Source organism: Desulfovibrio desulfuricans DSM 642 (assembly GCF_000420465.1).
GTDB lineage: Bacteria > Desulfobacterota > Desulfovibrionia > Desulfovibrionales > Desulfovibrionaceae > Desulfovibrio > Desulfovibrio desulfuricans.
In genome coordinates this window covers 680,907-696,404 of sequence record NZ_ATUZ01000011.1, presented here as the reverse complement: position 1 = coordinate 696,404, position 15,498 = coordinate 680,907, and the positions used below count along the sequence as shown (strand labels likewise).

Here is a 15,498-nt window from a genome sequence, read left to right as displayed (position 1 = left end):
GGTTCGTCATGCGGCACCCTCCATTGCAAGCCCCCCTGCTCTGGCAGACGTATCTGGGCTTCTGGATAGCGGGCATTACCGCGGCACCCTGGCCCCTGCCCTCACTTTGCTGCGCCTTGCTGCTGTTTTTTGCGGATGCCCGCCTGTGGCGCGCCGCGCGCACGGCTCTTGCCGCCTTGTGCCTGCTGGCGGGATTTCTGACCGGATACTGGCAACTCTATGGTTGCCCGTGGCAAACGCTGCTCTCAACAGAAGAGCAGGCAAGGCCGACGGGCCAGCCGCCCCAATGGTTGCACGAATCTGCCCAGCCGCCGCGAGTGTGCGGCATTGTGCGCGATATGCAGGGCCTGCCCGACAACCGCCTGCGCCTGCTGCTGAGCGATGTGCGCCCTGTGTATGCAGACATCAGGGACGGCCTGACCTCTGCCTCCGATGCTGCCGCAATACCGGCAGACGCCGCAGCTTCCGCCGTCCGCCCCCTGCCCGGCAAACTGGCCTGGACATGGGAAGCCCCCACAGCCGCCATTGCCCTTTCTCCTCCGCTCCCCGGCCAGACAGTCTGCCTGACGCGGCGGCCCATGCCCGCGCAGGGCTTTGCCAACGAAGGCCAGACCGACTGGGGCCTGTGGCTGGCGGCTCAAGGCGTGCGCTGGCGCATGTGGTCTCTGGGCAATCAGGGAGACCCGCACATTTCCGGCCAGCCGACCCTCTCCGCCCGCTGGCGCGAATCCTTGCGGCAGGATTTTGTGGGCGCGCTGTTTCCTGCCCAGGAGGCGGCACAGTCCCATACGGGAGGGCCAGACGAAACCATAGCGGCAGACGCTTCCCCTCCGCTGCCCCACAACCAGCTCGCACAAGGCAAGCCCACGCAGTACAAGCTTTCGCAGGGCAAGGCCATCCTGCTGGCTCTGCTCTTTGGCGACAGGCAATACCTGAACCAGCAGACACTGAACAATTTTGCCTCGGCCACGCTTGTGCACAGCCTCGCCCTTTCCGGCCAGCACCTCACCGTGGCGGGCCTTGTGGGCCTGCTCTGCGTGCTTGCCGCCGCGCGGGTTCGCCCCGGCATATACCTGCGCCGCCCCCGCGCAGTCTGGGCGCTGCTGGCAACACTGCCGCCAGCACTGGCCTACCTGTGGCTGGGCGATGCCCCGGCGTCATTGCTGCGGGCTGCCGTCATGCTGCTGCTTCTTGCCCTCTATTTCTTGCGTGGGCGGCCCCACACAACGCTTGATGTGCTCTGCGCCGCCCTGCTCTGCATCAGCGTGGTCTCCCCCCTGAGCATGCTGGACACAGGCCTGCAACTTTCCGTGCTGTGCGTGGCGGTTATCGGCATGAGCCTGCCCTGGTTGCGGGTGCTGGCCCCAAAGCCGGATGCGGCTGCACAGATACGGCAGGGCGGAAGTTTCGTCAGACGTGTGAATCAAAAGATCCGCCGGGGAACGTGGGCATTAACGCGGATATTTCTGGTTTCCCTGGGCATCCAGATTGCCCTGCTGCCTCTGAACATGCTGCTGTTCAACAATATGGGGCACTGGTTCTGGCTCAATGTGCTCTGGCTGCCCGTGGCCGACATGCTGGTGTTGCCCGCCTCTGTGCTCGGCCTGTTCCTGTCCGCTCTTGGCCTTGACCTTGCGGCACGGGCAGTGCTGGACTTGGCGGCTCTGCCCTGCCAATGGCTTACAGACTGCCTTGCGTGGCTGGCTGGCGCAAACCTGTTGCAGCCCCCGGCCCTGCTGCGCCCGCACTGGACAGCCCTGCCAGCTTTTGCGGCCTTGCTTGGGGCGCTGGCGCTGAAGGCGGGGCGCACAGACCTGCCCCGCGCGGCGCAACGTCTGCTGCTGGCCGGGGCGCTGCTGTTATGCGTTGGCCCGACCCTGCGCACTGCAGAGCGCCTGTCAGACCATATCCGCCTTGATGTGCTGGATGTGGGGCAGAGTCAGGCCCTGCTGCTGCGTCTGCCGGGGCATGTACGCCTGCTGCTGGACGGCGGGGGCAGCGCCTCGCCGCGTTTTGATCCGGGGCAGGCGCTGGTGGCCCCGGCCCTGACCTATAATGACGCGCCGCACCTGACCGCCATACTCAACACCCACCCCGACCTTGACCACATGGGCGGCTTGCTGCACATACTGCGCGTTTTTCGTGTAGATCACCTGCTGGACAATGGGCGCGAAGGCAAGGGCAGCTGGGGCGAACAGTGGCGCACGGCGCGCACGGCCCACCACAGCCGCGCCCTTGTCCGTGGTGATGTTCTGATGCTGGGCAAACCGTCTCTGGGTCTGCGCCTGGAAATTCTGCACCCTCCAATGAACGAGTGGGACGCATGGCAAGGCAACGATGCCTCTGTGGTGGCCCGGCTGACCCAGCATGGCCGTGGTCTGGCCCTGTTTCTGGGCGATGCGGAACGCCCGGTGCTGCGCCGTCTGCTCAATAACGGCGATGACCTGCGGGCCGAAGTTCTTGTTGCGCCGCACCACGGTTCTGCCACAGGGTTTCTGCCGGAATTTTATGAAGCTGTGCAGCCCGGCTTTGTGGTCGCCTCGTGCGGATTTGAAAACCGCTACGGCTACCCTTCACAACCACTGCGCGAGTGGTGCGATGCCGCGAGCGCCCCGCTGCATTACACAGGGCGTGACGGCGCTGTGCGGATTATCTGGCCCGCGCGCAGCGACAGTCTTGGCCCGCCAGCCGCTCATTCCGCACGGCCCTGAACGCATACACCCCGGCGGCCTTTGCGGGCAACCGGGGTGCATCAGGAGGAACAACAACGCCTCTTGCAGGTATCAATTATTTTTTAAGCCAGGCTTCTACCAGCTGGGGATTTTCCTTCATGAAGCGGCGGGCGTTTTTCAGAGGATCTGCGCCCTTTTCCTGATTCCAGTTCATGAGCCTCTGGAGCTGGCTTGGATCTTCGTACCGAAAGTTGGTCAAAAAGGCCCAGGCATCGGGATGATCCTTTTTCAGCCCTTTGCGGCCAACCTTGAAAATGCCTTCTTCCTTGCCCAGGCTGCCCAGCGGATCATCCAGATAATGCATCTGCCAGCGGCCAAACATCCAGTGGGGCGACCAGGCCGTCACCACAATCCATTCCTGCTTGCGGATGGCCTCAGCCAGGCTGGAGGTCATGATGGCTCCGCTGCCTTCCACAAGCTGCAACTTCTTGATGCCATAATCCTTCATGGCTTTTTCCGTAAGCTGCATCAGGCCGGAACCCGGATCAATGCCCACAATGCGCCCCTTGAACTTGTCCGCATTGGCGTCCAGTTCATCAATGGACTTGAGCGGCACGTAATCCGGCACGGCCAGCCCAAGGCGCGCACCGCCCACAAGCTTGCCCAGCATTTCCACCTGATTTTTCACCTTGCCGTACATGGCGGCGTGGGTATCGGGCAGCCAGGCCGTCACCATGGCATCGGCATCGCCGCTGGCCATACTTGTCCATAAAATTGGCTGGGTAACGGGCAGCAATTCCACCTTGTAACCGAGCTTGTCTTCCAGCACGGCCTTGGCAAGATTGCTGGAGGCAGTGGCGCAATCCCACTCTACATAGACAATTTTAAGGGTTTTGTTCTGTTTGCTGCCGGCAGCGGCCTGAGCAGGCCACGCCCACAAAACCATAAAGGCAAGAACCACTATAAAAAGTCTGCGTGTCATTGCGTCCTCCCGTCTAGTTTTGTCCGGCGCATTTTTGCGCCAACGCACGAAAGAGGCGATCAAGTGTGATTGCCACGATAACAATTCCAAGTCCGGCTTCAAAGCCATTTCCTATCTGCAATCTCTGGATTGCTTTCCAGACTTCGCCGCCAAGGCCGCGCGCACCGATCATGGCGGCAATGACCGCCATGGAAAGCGCCAGCATGATTGTCTGGTTCACGCCCGCCACAATGGTGGGCATGGCGAGGGGCAGCTCCAGCTTGCGCAGGCGCTGCACTCGCGTGAGGCCAAAGGCCTCGGCGCATTCCACAAGATCTGCGGGAATCTGCCGGATGCCCAGGCAGGTAAGGCGAATGGCGGGCGGCACGGAAAAGACCACCGTTGCCACAACGGCGCTTACCTTGCCGATGCCGAAAAAGGGAATGGCGGGGATAAGATACACAAATGCGGGCATGGTCTGCATAACATCCAGCACGGGCATGATGATCTGCCTGCCCCAGCCCGACACCGCCGCCAGAATGCCGCAGGGAACCCCCAGCAACACGGAAAGCAAGGTTGCGGAAAGCACCAGGGCAAGCGTGCTCATGGTCGGTTCCCACAAGCCAAGGTTCCAGAGCAGGGCAAAGCCCAGCATGGAAAAGGCGGGCAACTTGATACTGCGCGTGGCCCACCAGCACACAAGGCCCAGCAGGATGATGAAAAGCCAGGGTTGGGGCAGCATGAGCAGGTTTTCAAACCCGTCCAGCAGCGTACCCATTGCCGCAGAACCAGCGCGGGTAAAATCCGAGCAGGTTTCCACCAGAAAATCTACGGAGGCGTCAATGCTCTGGGCTAAGGGGATTCTAGGCAGCATTTTGACCTCCCGCTTCCATGCCCTCCACCATTGCCGCCAGCAGCAGGCCGCGTACGATGACGCCCTGGAGCCGCTGCCGCTCGTCAACAACGGCCAGCGGATAAGGAAGCTCAGCCATGATGGGCATTACTTCTGCAATGGGGGTCGAGGGCGAAACTGTTGTTATGTCGCGCTGGGTGATGGCGGCAATGTCCGTCTTGCCTTGGGCCACCATGCGCTCGGCGTCGGCGGCATACAGAATGCCCGCAAAGCGCCGCTGCGCATCAATGACAAACAGCGAGCTTATGGAATGAGCGGCCATCTTGCGCAAAACGGAATGCGGCCCGTCAAGGCCCAGTACGGCCCAGTCTTCTGACCGTTTCATGATGCCGCCCGCCGTGAGCACATGGGTCACGTCGGCAGAGGCCACAAAGCGGGCCACGTGACTGTTGGCTGGCGATTGCAGTATCTGCTCCGGCGTGCCGGTCTGCACCACCGCGCCGTCCTGCAGCAGCACAATGCGGTCGCCAAGCCGGAAGGCTTCGTTCAGATCATGGGTGATAAAGATGATTGTCTTGCGGATATCCTGCTGGAGCGTCAGGAGTTCTTCCTGCATTTCCTGCCGGATAAGCGGATCAAGCGCGCTGAAGGCTTCGTCCATCAGCAGTACTTCCGGCTCCATTGCCAGGGCGCGGGCAAGGCCCACACGCTGCTTCATGCCGCCGGAAAGCTGCCGGGGATAGGCGTTAGCCCACTGGGAGAGGCCAACGCGCTCGAGTATTTCACCGCTTTTTTTCAGCCGCAGGGCCTCGCCCATGCCCATGGCTTCCAGGCCGAAGGCCGCGTTTTGCAGCACGGTGCGGTGTGGAAAAAGGGCAAAATTTTGAAAAACCATGCCAAAGCAGCGTTGCCGCACGCGGCGCAGCTCACGCGGCTTCATCTGCATGATGTCCCGATCATCTACCAGCACGGAACCAGCCGTGGGCATGATGAGCCCGTTGAGGCAGCGCAGCAGTGTGGACTTGCCGCTGCCGGAAAGCCCCATGACCACGAGCAGCTCACGCTCAGCTATATCGAGGGAAACATCACGCAATGCCACGGTGGAGCGTGTCTGCCGCAAAATATCTTCGCGGGAACGCCCCTTGGATGCCAGTTGAAGGGCATGCTCCGGGTTTGGCCCAAAGACCTTGAACAGATTCTTGACGGAAATCTTCGCCATATACTCTCCTTCTGCCGCGGCAGAAAACCGCTGCGGGTGTAGCCCCTGGGGAGGGACGAGTATATGGAAGCACGGCCCCAATGTGGCCGTCAAAACGAACGGGCTGGAGTCATCAGCGCAGACAGCACCAGCTCTTGAACGCCTCCTCGGTTACTACCGAACTTCCATAATGTTAGCACAAAATTGTTAAACAACCACAATAGAAAAAATCACAACTCTACACGCATAATTCTATACCATATGCCTACTCTTTTTATCATTTCTGTACCGATAATGACACCATACTATAAACTGAAATTTTGTGCAAATATGAGAATTTGCTGCGGTGTAATACAACATAAATAACGTGTTGCATCATAAATTTATGCAAAATACGCAAAGAGAAAAATGGCACTTCCACCATGATGAGCATATGCACTCAAGGGGAGGAAATTGAAGAAGGAAGGGGAAAGCGTTTTCAGCAGCGGGCAAGCGGGAGTTCATCCCAGCAGGTTGTGAGGCGGGGGGAGCGGTGTTCCTGCCGCATATGCCAGGGAGCCTCGCCCATGCCCTGCGCGCCAAAGATAACCGTATCGCGGCCAAAACGGTTATTGATGTTGTCCAGCGACCGCATGAGGCTCTGCCGCCGCCCATCGCCGCCGGATTCAAGCCCGGCCGCAAGGGCCAGCAAGCTGCCCTGCATGGCATCGGCCCGTTCAAGGCCGTAGAGCATCACCCCTGCCTTGGCATAGGCAAAGCCGGGCAAAAATATGCGATCCAGCCCCTCCAGCGCCGTGCGGATGAACATCTGGCTGTCAGCCGTGGGCAGGGGCAGGGGGCACTGGGCTGTCTGGTCGTAAAGCCGCTCTTCCGCTGCCGCCTGACCGGGGCGCGCCGTGCGGATATGAACACCCAGCCCGCTGGCCACAAGGCCCTCGCGCCGCAGCCGCGTGGCCGCGCGCACGGCAAAGGTGGAAAGCGCCTGCGCCAGCATGGCTTTGTCGTGGATGCGCTGCGCAAAAGAACGCGTGGACATGAGCGTTTTGCGCGTCACAGGGGCGGTCTCGTTGCCGAGGCAGGGAACGCCGCGCAATTCCAGAGCCGTGCGCCAGCCCGTCACGGTAAGCAGACGGCGCAGCATGATGTCGTCAGCGTTTTTCATATGCAGGGCCGTGCAGATGCCCTCGGCCCACAAACGCCGCGCCTGCCGCCGCCCCACGCCCCAAACATCCTCAACGGGCGTGCCGGCAAGCACACGGTCGATGTCGCGCTCTTGCCGTGCCAGGGAAAACACACCCCCGTAGGACGGATGCTTTTTGGCCACATGTGTGGCAATCTTGGCAAGGGTACGCGTTGCTCCAACCCCGACGGAAACTGTGATTCCCGTCCAGCGCTGGATGCGTTGCCGCACATCGCGGCAGAATTCGGGCAGATTGGCCCGCTGGGGGGCCTCAAGCCGCAAAAAGGATTCATCAATGGAGTACGGCTCCACCAGAGAGCAGCACTGCTCCAGAATATCGACCACCCGCGCGGAAATATCACCGTAAAGGGCGTAATTGGAGGAGAATACCACCACGTTCAACGCGCGCAACTGGGAACGGAGCTTGAATTCCGGCGCGCCCATGGGGATGCCCAGAGCCTTGGCCTCAGCCGAGCGCGACACAATGCAGCCATCGTTGTTGGAGAGCACCACCACAGGGCGATCAGCAAGATCGGGCCGGAACAGTTTTTCGCACGAGGCGTAAAAATTGTTGCAGTCCACAAGCGCCCACAGGGACGCTGGCGAATCAGAGCTTGTGGACGACATAGGTAACAACGCCCCATATATGCACAAATTCGCTTTCTGTAATGTCGATGGGGGCAAACCTGGGGTTCTCTGGGGCAAGCAAGACGCGCCCATCGCGGCGCAGCAGGCGCTTGACGGTCAGCTCCCCTTCCAGCGCGGCGATAACCACCTTGCGGTGCCCCGCCTCTACCGAGCGGTCAACCACCAGCAGGTCCCCGTCATGGATACCCGCGCCCAGCATGGACTCACCATGCGCGCGCAAAAAAAATGTGGCAGCCTCGTTGCGCACCATGTGCCTGTGCAGATCCAGCTTGCAGTCTAGGTAATCCTCCGCCGGAGAAGGAAAACCCGCCTCCACAGGCGCAAGATACAGGGGCAGCCCCGCCCGGTGGTCAGAAACGGCCGCTGCCGGAGCCAGCAGCTCCAGCGAAGACGAAATGAAAGCCATACCGCCTCCTGTGGATCGGCTCACCGCAGCCCGATGGGTGCGGATGGCAAAATCTGCAAAAATGCGGGGCAAAACCACGCGACCATCAGTTTTTAGCTTATTTTCTCCTTGCAAGCAACGCCTGAGATTGATACCCTGAATGAAAAGTTGAAACAACCCCGCCGAAAGCGTGTGCGGCAATCACCCATTCGCGCGGAAGCGAGGAACGCCATGCCTGAAAAATCAGAGTTCAAAGAAACATTGCAAAGGCTTATGCAGGCCCTCAGCGTGGTCAGCGATGCCGAACTGGCAAGATCGCTGGGCATCACCCCACAATCCGTGTGTGGAGCGCGCAAACGCGGCGAAGTGCCGCCTGCGTGGATTCAGACCTGCGCCGCCCATACAGGCGTAAACGCCCACTGGCTTTTTTTTGGTAGCGGGCCCATGCGGCTGCCGGAAGCGGCGGATGGCGAACTGCCCAGCATTCAGGCGGATTGCGAAACAGATCTCATCAGTGTGCCGCTGGCAGAAGCGCGGCTCTCTGCCGGTACGGGCAGTCTTGAGGTCAACAGTCACAGCCAGGGCAGCTATGCCTTCAGAGGCGATTTTTTACGCCGCAAGGGCAACCCCCGGCGTATGGTGCTCATGCGTGTTTCTGGCGACAGCATGGTGCCGGAAATTTTTGACAACGATCTGGTGCTGCTGGATCGGGGGCAGACGGAAATCAGCCCCGGGCGGCTTTATGCCGTTGGATTTGAAGATGCCATCTATATAAAACGGATTGACAAGCTGCCCGGCAAGATTGTTCTGAACAGCGTCAACCCGGCCTATCCGCCTGTGAGCCTTGACCTGCGCGGCGACTGCGCCGACCAGTTCAGGGTTATTGGCCGCGTGCTGTGGTCTGGAAGGGAATACAGGTAAGAATGCTTGCGCACGGCACCCGGCGCGCGTACACTTTCAACATATAAGGTTTTTTTCGCCAAGGAGTCTGGGATGTCGTCTGCTCGTCGATCCTTTGCAACGTTCTTTGCCAATCTTGCCGCATTCAGTGCGCTCTGCGCCGTGCTGCTTGTTGCCTACCCCGCCCTTGCCGCAGAGGCCGCACCGCAAGCTGCGCCCCCGGCGCAGCAGGATGCCAGCGCCGCCGCTACCGCCGACAGCCCTGACCAGCAAGACTCCGCCCTCCCGGCGGAGAATCTGTTCAGCCAGACCTATCAGGCCTGCATGGACGAAGCTGCGGGGGTGACAACCGGCATGCAGGACTGCATGAATGCGGAACAGGAACGTCTTGAAACCCGCATGAACGCGCAACGCGCGCGCGTTGCCGCCACCCTCAACCCGGAACGCGCCAAGGCTTTTAATGACGCCCTGAGCGCGTGGGATGCCCTGCGCAAGAGCGGTTCCCTTGCCATGTTTGACCCCAACGGCGGCACCCTTTCGCCGCTTATGGCATCGCTGTGGTATCTGGAACAAACCGCCCGCATGACGCGCTGGGTCGACGTCTTGCAGGAAAGCGCCGAACAGTAGCGAACAAGGTCCGGCATCACGGCTGGTACAAATCAATGACATGCAAAAGCGCATCCTTGAGGGTGCGCTTTTTTGTACCCGGCCTCTCGCAACAGGCAAACAAGCGGCGCTCTATGCGCAAATAATATTTTGCCACGCTTATATCAAGAATTAGTTCAATAATTTTATATAAATACATTTAAAAAAGTTAGCATGTTTTACTTTTCTCTGGCCACGCAAAACAGACCAACAAGCTAGTAATTACATATCGTTGCGCCTATTATCAGTTACCAGTATACTCCCGCGATGCAAAATATGGCGGGAGTATAACATGCTGCGCAACATACTGATGCTTGCCTCCATTATAATCATTCTTTCCGGGTGCCTTCCAGATTTGGCTGCTATTTCGACTGACCCACCTCCCAGCAAGCCTGTCATAGATGTCAATACCGGGAAAGTCCTCAACATGTGGATTCCAAAAGAAATGCTGCGGGTTGAAACGTGGAAATATATCGCCAGAGCCGAGGAGCGAATGTGTTCAGATGGTGACTATCTGGGGAAGTATATTCATGAGCTATCTTCGTTCCAAAGATCAATATATAAAAAATATAATGATGATGGGGACAAAATCTGGGCATATTACTATTACTACGATTCTCCTGCTGCACCAAGCAGAATGGACTCTGTTACAGTCAAACGCATGACTGTTTTCAATCTGTACACGGACAGAAACGGTAAAATTTATGGCTGCACGTGGGCCAGATATTCCGGTGGCTACCACAGAGACCACGGCACGGACGATTGGCTAACCCCGTAGATCGAGGTTCCAGCAAAGAAGATGCACGATCATCAATAACATACTGTCAACACAGCAAAAAGAACGCCTGATGGAACTTCTGCTATTCTGCAAAAGCATGCTTCTCGGCCTGGCGGTGGCAGCTCCGCTTGGCCCCATCGGCGTATTGTGCATAAACCGCGCGCTTGAGCGCGGCTTTTGGGCTGGGGTAGCCGGAGGGCTGGGAACGGCCCTGGCCGATGCCATCTACGCGAGCCTTGCGGCGATTGGCTTTTCAGCTTTAACAGCAACACTGGCGATGCTTGCCCCGTGGCTTAAGCTTGCAGGTGGTTTGTTCATGCTTTGGCTTGGCTGTAAAAGCCTGCGGCCAAATCCCCGGCGGGCGGCAGCGCCTGCCCCCACCAATGAATTCAGGGAACTCTCCGGCACTATCGCCGCGACCTTCCTTCTTACGCTCACCAACCCGGTGACCATCTTCTCCTTTGCGGCAATGTTCGCAGGCCTCGGCTTGACCGACTTTCCGGGGGCAACCAATGCCCTTGCCGTTGTTGCGGGAGTATTTCTGGGTTCGTTATTGTGGTGGTTCTTGTTGAGCGGCGGGGTTGCTCTGGCTCACCGGCGCTTGCCCGAAGGGTTTTCCCTTTGCCTATCTAGAATGTCCGGGATGATCCTCATGGGTTTCGGCTTTGTTGCGCTCGGGTCTCTGCTTTACACGACAATTCTGCAACCTTGAGAGTAGCCGCTATCGGAGCTTTCCTCGCCATAGCTGCGCGAGGTGCAAATGTAAGCATGCTGCACATCACCACTGCCCGTGCCGATCAAAAAGATCGCAAAGGGCCGCAGGAACACAGATCCTTCCCGCGGCCCTTTGCATAACAACATGGCAAGTTTCCAAACTAAAACGCGTCAGCACTCCCTTTCAACGCTCTGTAGTCCGTTTTGCCGCTGCCCAGCAGAGGGATCGCCTCTACCTTCACAATGCGCTTTATCGCATACAGGGATGAAAGCCCCGCCCCGCGCAGGGCTGCATTCACTTCCGGCAGGGAGAGCGCCAGCGGGGTGAAGAGCAGAATTGACGAACCGCTCTCTTCCGCTGTGGCTTCCACTGCCAGCGCTGGTCCTTGCTCCGGCGCATCGCCCCGCTTGCCGAATATTTCGAGCAGCACGGATTCGATCTGCGGCAGAGAAATCATTTCTCCGCCAATCTTCACAAAGCGCTTGAGCCGCCCCTGAAAGGTCAGGCGGCCAGTTTCATCCATGCGCACAAGGTCGCCGGTGCGGTACCATGTATGGCCTTCAAACTCCACAAAGGGCGAGGGAGCATCACTCAGATAGCCGCCAAAGATGCTGGGGCCGCGCACCAGAAGCATACCGGTCTGCCCCTCCTCCACGCGCCCGCAGATATTGCCGTCCTCTTCGCGCACAAGGGCCAGTGTTACCGAGGGCATGGCGTGGCCTATGGTTCCGCATACAATGTCGCCCGGCCTGTTGACGGAGACCACCGGGGAGCATTCCGTAACGCCATAGCCTTCGCAAAGCGCCGCTTGCGGACATTGCGCTGCAAAAGCGCGATAGACGTGATCCTGGCATTTCTCCGCCCCCGCAAAGGCGCAGCGCAAACTTGCCAGATTTTCCGTCCCTGCGGCCCGATCCAGCACTGCCCCAAGAAATGTGGGCGGCGCGGCCATGAGCGTGAGCCTGTAATCGCGTACCATAGCCGCCAGAGAACCGGGTTCTGTGGGGTTGGGATGAAAGGCGGCGCGGATGCCCAACGACAGGGGCAATACAATATTCACCATAAGGCCGAAGGAATGGAACGGCGGCAACATGGCAAGCACGCTGTCGTCCGGCTCAAGGTGCAGCACCTCCACAATATCGCGGGCATTGGCGAGCAGATTGGCGTGGCTCAAGGGCACGGCCTTGGGCAGGGATTCAGAGCCGGATGTAAAGAGCACCGCCGCTGTTTCCGGCACCGCGTATTCTTTCAGATTACGCAGCAGGCGGGCTTTGAGCGCGCCGCAAAGCTTTTCCCATATGGTCAGCGATGCCGCTAGCTTATCCAGCAGCACCCAATGCACAGGCAGGGATGCAAGGCCCAGCCCCTGGCGTTCCAGCCGATCCTGCAAGGCCGTTGCGCTGAGAATATGGCTGACCCCGGTTATAGTTATGCAGTGACGGAGGTTGGCTTCACCCACCGTCCAGTTGAACAGCACAGGCGTCTTGCCTGCCAGCAGTGCCGCGAGCCACACCGTGACCACTGCGGGCGCGGCGGGCAGCATGATGCCAAGGCGTTCGCCGGGCAGCGTCCGTAAACGGCGAGCCAGAATCAGCGCGCCCATCAGGATGTCCATCCGGTTGCGCAGGCTTGCGCGGTCTGCCAGCAATGGCTGGGCAGGGGCGGAACGCACCTGGGTCAGAAAGGCATCTGCTATGGTTGCGGCGTGTTCGGGTATGGCAAGTTTCTGGTCAGCGGCAGGCGCAAACCAGCCAGCAGGAGCGGGAGAGTCCGCACAGGTCTCGCCAAGCTGACCGCTCGCCGCCAGCAGACAATCGCGCACCGTAACCAGAAGCTCCAGATTTGCTATAGTTGCACCCTGCGCACTGTCAAGGCTGAGGGCCAGATCCATGAGGGCCAAGCTGTCCAACCCCAGATCGCCGCCAAGGGTCATGTCGTTCGAGAGCGGGTGATCTTCCGGCAGGCCAGCCGCCTCACGCAGGGCCGCATAAACGGCGGCGCGCACTTCCGCAGGAATATCTGCCGCCTCTGGCGCACGGTTTTGCGGCACGGCATCCAGAATCCGCGCCTCGCTGCCCTGCCAGAAAAAACGGGGAATCTCCTGCGCCGGCCGCTCCGCCTGATTATAAAACTGCTCCAGCCAGGGGTTGAGCACGCGCTTGTCGCCCGTGCGGGGCAGATCACCGGTTTCCACAAACTCCACCGTCACGGGGCGGCGGGGCGTGAAGAACAGCAGGTTGGCAACTACCGCCAGCGCACCACGCAGCAGCACCCTGCCAAAATGCGGCGCTTTGCCCGTGGCCCCGTAGCCGAAAGCACTGCCCCACAGCCCGGTTGTGCGCACCAGCACCACGCGCAGGCCGGGCATTTTTTGCAGAATAAACGCTGCCCCGGAGTTGCCGCCAAGGCTCTCCCGGCCTGAGCGATAAACCCTCCCTGCGGGATACAGCAATACGTTGTCCCCGGCCTGCAAGGCATTCAGCACGGTCTGCATGCCAGCTTCAACGCCCTGCCGGGCCTTGGCCCCATCCTTCATGGCGTCAGGAATAAGCACGGCGCGCAGGGCCTTTGCCGTCAGCCGCCCAAGCGGGCCTTCCATCTGGCGCTCGTCCGCCAGTGGGCGCGGGGCATGGTTCGCCAGCAGCGAATATACAATAACGGGGTCAATCAGTGCGGGATGATTGGGCATAAACAGGATTGGACCGGGGCCGGATATGGCTTCAAGCCCGGTCGCGGTCACGCGGTAGCGCAGGCCCAGCAGCAGGCGCAAACACAGCCCCACAAGGCTGAAACGCTTGCCGCAAAAAAACATGCGACTAATATTCACAGCGGCCCAACCGATGAAAACCAGCGCCACAAGGCCGCTGCCAGCCAAAAGCCAGGCCGGTGGCACCTTGCCCAGCCATGCGAACAGCAGCCCGGAAAGAAGTATGCCGCTGAAGCACGAAAAGTTGGAAATCCCCAGAGTTTTGCCTTTCTCTGTGGCGGCTGGCTTTACCTGAATAAAGCTCACAAGCGGTATGAGGTACAGGCCGCCGCAAACGCCGGAAAACGTCAACAGCAGAAAAAGCCAGGGAAATTGCAGCGCTTCCGGCAGCAATGGGGCAAGGCCGGAGAGCATGAGGCCAAGACCAAGCCCTGCGCCAGCCGGAACCATAATGCGCTGCCAGCTTGTGGCCTCGTAACGCCCGGCCAGAACAGAGCCTATGCATATGCCAATCATCATCGCCACGGAAAGCAGGCTCGTAACGGTAAGCGAAAAACCCAGCTGGATGATGCCGAGATTATTGATGCACAACAGGGCAAAGGACGACAGGCAGTAGAAAAAAGCTTCCCCTGCCAGCGTGAGAAACAGGTGCGGGTCGCGCCTGCGGCACTCCAGCGCATGGAGTACGGAATGTACCGGCCCCAACAGGGGAAAGGGAGCGTTTGCCCCGGCAGAAACAACGCTTTTGCCAATGCCAAAGGCGGACGCCAGCCCGATAACAGCTATAAATACAGCCACCGCCCCCACTGCCAATCGGCCAAAGCCATGCTCACCCTGCGGGATGAATGCGGCAACTGCTGAAAATTCCGGCAGATCCAGCACAACGCCCCCGGCGGCGATACCCAGCAGAATGGTTGCCGTGGTTGCCAGCTTGAGCAGGGCATTGACCCGTGGCACTTCCTGCGGAGGGAAGTTTTCCGGTATGGCTCCGTTAAGGGCAGGGCTAAAGATTGTGGATTGCAGGCCCATCAAAAAAACTACAGCCACCATGCCCGCCCAGTTCATATCCACGAGCGCCCACACGCCATAGAGCATGGCCGCCAGTTCCATAAATTTTGACCAGATGACCATTTTATTCTTGGGCATGCGGTCTGCCAGCCACCCTGCCCAGGCAGAACAGGCCACAAACGGCAGGGCGAACATGGCGGAGGCAATGCCCTGAATGGACTCAAGCCCCGCGCTGGCGGCAAGCAACAGGGCTGCCTGTTTGAAAAAATTGTCGTTGAATGTGCCCATGGCATAGGTTGTGCCCATGCTCAGCAGTATTTTTTTCCCACTGGCTGCCGGGAGTGATTCGGGCGACTGGTTCATGCGTTTGTTCCCTTTTCAGCTTGGGGCTGCGCAGCGGCCCCTTCTTGCAGGTCTTCTTCAATAAAGAGACGAAGTTTTTCCAGAGAATCCAGCACGATATGGTGGCATACAGAATACAGGGCCTGCCTGCCCTCACGGCGCACGGCGAGAATCCCGGCTTTTTCCAGCACTGCAAGGTGATGCACAATGGTGGAACGGCCAAAATCAAATTCTGCGGCAATATCCTTGATGGAAAGTTCCTCGCCGGGCTCAAACAAAAGCAGGATGCGCTGGCGGGTGGTATCCCCCATGGCTGCGAATACTGCGGCCACGGGCTGCCAATGTTCAGGGAGGGTATTCAGGTACGTTGTTCTCATAACTATATAACTAGTTTTTTAGTTATAAAATGTCAAATAAATATTTTTGCCAACTATACCAAATAGTTAATTTGAATAAACACCGGGGGGACAACATTACCATCACTGGTCAGGGGCAATTCCCAACGG

At 59.3% G+C, this 15,498-nt stretch carries 12 protein-coding genes; 5 read left to right on the top strand and 7 right to left on the bottom strand.

Annotated features, from left to right (window positions below; genetic code table 11):
- The first annotated feature begins 8 nt into the window (after positions 1 to 8).
- On the top strand, positions 9 to 2,711 hold the full coding sequence (locus G449_RS16025; RefSeq protein WP_022658194.1) for a ComEC/Rec2 family competence protein: 2,703 nt from the start codon (positions 9 to 11) through the stop codon (positions 2,709 to 2,711).
- 76 nt (positions 2,712 to 2,787) lie between these two features.
- On the opposite strand, the gene G449_RS0104875 is transcribed toward G449_RS16025, so the two are convergent.
- The 5 genes from G449_RS0104875 to G449_RS0104855 all read right to left on the bottom strand — a co-directional run bounded on the left by G449_RS0104875 (position 2,788) and on the right by G449_RS0104855 (position 7,918).
- A complete protein-coding gene (locus G449_RS0104875) occupies positions 2,788 to 3,654 on the bottom strand; it encodes a glycine betaine ABC transporter substrate-binding protein (protein WP_022658193.1) in 867 nt (288 codons plus the stop codon).
- 13 nt (positions 3,655 to 3,667) lie between these two features.
- Positions 3,668 to 4,507 (bottom strand): ABC transporter permease, encoded by an 840-nt coding sequence (locus G449_RS0104870; RefSeq protein WP_022658192.1) that lies wholly within the window; start codon positions 4,505 to 4,507, stop codon positions 3,668 to 3,670.
- Positions 4,497 to 5,705, bottom strand: coding sequence for a quaternary amine ABC transporter ATP-binding protein (locus tag G449_RS0104865; RefSeq protein WP_022658191.1), 1,209 nt, complete (start codon positions 5,703 to 5,705; stop codon positions 4,497 to 4,499). The genes G449_RS0104870 and G449_RS0104865 overlap by 11 nt, the downstream gene beginning before the upstream one ends.
- 457 nt (positions 5,706 to 6,162) lie before the next feature.
- Positions 6,163 to 7,491: a Y-family DNA polymerase gene (locus tag G449_RS0104860; RefSeq protein WP_022658190.1), complete on the bottom strand. Its 1,329-nt coding sequence runs from the start codon at positions 7,489 to 7,491 to the stop codon at positions 6,163 to 6,165.
- Positions 7,472 to 7,918, bottom strand: coding sequence for a LexA family protein (locus G449_RS0104855; protein WP_027180721.1), 447 nt, complete (start codon positions 7,916 to 7,918; stop codon positions 7,472 to 7,474). The genes G449_RS0104860 and G449_RS0104855 overlap by 20 nt, the downstream gene beginning before the upstream one ends.
- A 210-nt stretch (positions 7,919 to 8,128) precedes the next feature.
- Between G449_RS0104855 and G449_RS0104850 the strand changes: the two genes are divergently transcribed.
- The 4 genes from G449_RS0104850 to G449_RS0104835 all read left to right on the top strand — a co-directional run bounded on the left by G449_RS0104850 (position 8,129) and on the right by G449_RS0104835 (position 10,932).
- On the top strand, positions 8,129 to 8,818 hold the full coding sequence (locus tag G449_RS0104850; RefSeq protein WP_022658188.1) for a LexA family transcriptional regulator: 690 nt from the start codon (positions 8,129 to 8,131) through the stop codon (positions 8,816 to 8,818).
- Between the two features lie 72 nt (positions 8,819 to 8,890).
- Positions 8,891 to 9,424 carry a lysozyme inhibitor LprI family protein gene (locus G449_RS16020; protein WP_022658187.1) on the top strand — a complete coding sequence of 178 codons (534 nt, stop codon included), beginning with the start codon at positions 8,891 to 8,893 and terminating at the stop codon, positions 9,422 to 9,424.
- A gap of 310 nt (positions 9,425 to 9,734) precedes the next feature.
- Positions 9,735 to 10,220: a hypothetical protein gene (locus G449_RS0104840; protein ID WP_022658186.1), complete on the top strand. Its 486-nt coding sequence runs from the start codon at positions 9,735 to 9,737 to the stop codon at positions 10,218 to 10,220.
- A 70-nt stretch (positions 10,221 to 10,290) separates the two neighbouring features.
- Complete coding sequence (locus tag G449_RS0104835; protein WP_022658185.1) at positions 10,291 to 10,932, top strand: LysE family translocator; 642 nt, start codon at positions 10,291 to 10,293, stop codon at positions 10,930 to 10,932.
- A 163-nt stretch (positions 10,933 to 11,095) separates the two neighbouring features.
- On the opposite strand, the gene G449_RS0104830 is transcribed toward G449_RS0104835, so the two are convergent.
- Complete coding sequence (locus G449_RS0104830; protein ID WP_022658183.1) at positions 11,096 to 15,013, bottom strand: MFS transporter; 3,918 nt, start codon at positions 15,011 to 15,013, stop codon at positions 11,096 to 11,098.
- The gene (locus tag G449_RS0104825) at positions 15,010 to 15,324 is read right to left on the bottom strand and encodes an ArsR/SmtB family transcription factor (RefSeq protein ID WP_159060430.1); all 315 of its coding nucleotides are present in this window, start codon (positions 15,322 to 15,324) and stop codon (positions 15,010 to 15,012) included. The genes G449_RS0104830 and G449_RS0104825 overlap by 4 nt, the downstream gene beginning before the upstream one ends.
- Positions 15,325 to 15,498: the final 174 nt, after the last annotated feature.